Origin of the sequence: Acinetobacter sp. YH01022, assembly GCF_013420235.1 — a bacterium.
Lineage (GTDB): Bacteria > Pseudomonadota > Gammaproteobacteria > Pseudomonadales > Moraxellaceae > Acinetobacter.
Window position 1 is genome coordinate 1 of record NZ_VOYP01000101.1, and the last position, 1,538, is coordinate 1,538.

The following is a 1,538-nucleotide window of genomic DNA, read 5'->3' on the forward strand; positions in this document are numbered from 1 at the left end:
CAACAAAAATACATCTTGCAACCGACGCGAATGGATTACCGATTGATTTTAAAATCACTGGGGGTGACGTCCACGACAGTCAAGTTGCAAAACAACTGATTGATATTGTAGGCGAGGCAACTTATCTCATTGCTGACAAGGGGTATGATGCTGAGTACATTAGAATGTGTGCCAAGAACAAGAATATGATTCCCATTATTCCATTGAGATCAAACAGTAAGAGATCGAATAAGGAATTTGATAAATATCTATATAACCCGAATCCTGCTTAAGCCAATGATTTCATAATTTGAATTGTTGGCTTATTTCGATGGGTTAATTGGTATGCACATAAAGAAGCATAAATCCCACTTAGAAATCCATGAATACTACGAGCTTTACTCGTCACTAAATTATATTGTCCTTTCAATAAACTGAATAACGTTTCTATTTTATTGCGCTGTCTTAAGTGATATTCATCTGATGCACAAAGTTGTACAGATTTCATGTTCTTTCGATGATACGTAATCAAATCAATACCTTGGTCTTTTAGTCTACTTTTTAATTCCTGGCTGATATAGCCACGATCACCATAAAGCTTTGCTTCGAAACCCTCAATCAAATGTTCAACCATTTTTATGTCAGCAATATGCCCATTGGAGAAAGCAGAACGAACGATTTCACCGAATTGATTCATAACAATATGTAACTTACAGCCATAGAACCAGCCCATTGAGCTTTTACCACGGGATGCAATTTTGGCTAATGATTTATGACATTGAATACGTTGATTTTTACAGACTGGTAGAGTCGTTGAATCAATCCATAAATATTGTTTATATTGACCTTTCATTACAGATACATGTAAAGCATGTAGTGCTAATTGATGCATATTGATCAGGTGAATCATCCTTTGGTAACAGGGTAAGCTTTTAAATAAATGACTTTTATCCTGCTTCAACCATGAGAAGAATGCTTTGAAATTAATGAAGTGGGAGCACTTATACCAAATAGCAATAAATATAATTTCAGAAAGTGTAAGTTGTGCAGTTCTGACTCTTAACGAATGACGGCTTTGTTTGAGAAATTTCCAATAAGTTGCTTCAAATTTCAGAAAGAAATCATCAATTACGCAGAATAATTCGGTACTATTGAACATCAGGACTAGGGCTTTATGTTTTGTGTGGTAACTCAACTGATGGCTCTAGTCCTCTTATTTTTCAAGTCATTTTCTTATCCGCGATTCGGGTTATATAAATTAGGACTTACGCATTGACGGATTCAAAAAAGTATTAAAATACTTTATAAAGTATCTGTGATCAGACGAATTAAACATGCTTCTACAGCAACTTGTACATTACCCATTTATATGGGCTTTCTCATGACAGAACCGAACTCTATTAGCTGCACACAACTTGCCGAGACTTATAATATCTCGCATGATAGTGTAAATCGCTTTCTAGAGCGTGAAGACTACACACCTCACGACCTATATCAAGAAGCAATTCAACATATTGATAATAATATACTTATAGTCAGTATTGATGATACTGTTTTAG

2 protein-coding genes and 1 pseudogene are annotated in these 1,538 nt (G+C 35.0%); 2 read left to right on the top strand and 1 reads right to left on the bottom strand.

All coding sequences use genetic code 11. From position 1 onward, the window contains the following. A partial coding sequence (locus FTT87_RS15805; protein ID WP_180175107.1) for a transposase occupies positions 1–272 on the top strand: 272 nt, incomplete at its 5' end. Here the strand turns inward: FTT87_RS15805 and FTT87_RS15810 are convergent. Continuing rightward, complete coding sequence (locus FTT87_RS15810; protein ID WP_180175108.1) at positions 269–1,138, bottom strand: IS982 family transposase; 870 nt, start codon at positions 1,136–1,138, stop codon at positions 269–271. The genes FTT87_RS15805 and FTT87_RS15810 overlap by 4 nt on opposite strands. Before the next feature lie 156 nt (positions 1,139–1,294). On the opposite strand from FTT87_RS15810, the pseudogene FTT87_RS15815 reads away from it, so the two are divergent. Then, positions 1,295–1,538, top strand: a pseudogene (locus tag FTT87_RS15815) (IS701 family transposase); the annotation flags it as partial.

What these genes read in the sequence shown, in the direction of transcription:
- FTT87_RS15810 (WP_180175108.1), bottom strand. Translation starts at nt 1,138, where the DNA reads ATGTTCAATAGTACCGAATTATTCTGCGTAATTGATGATTTCTTTCTG.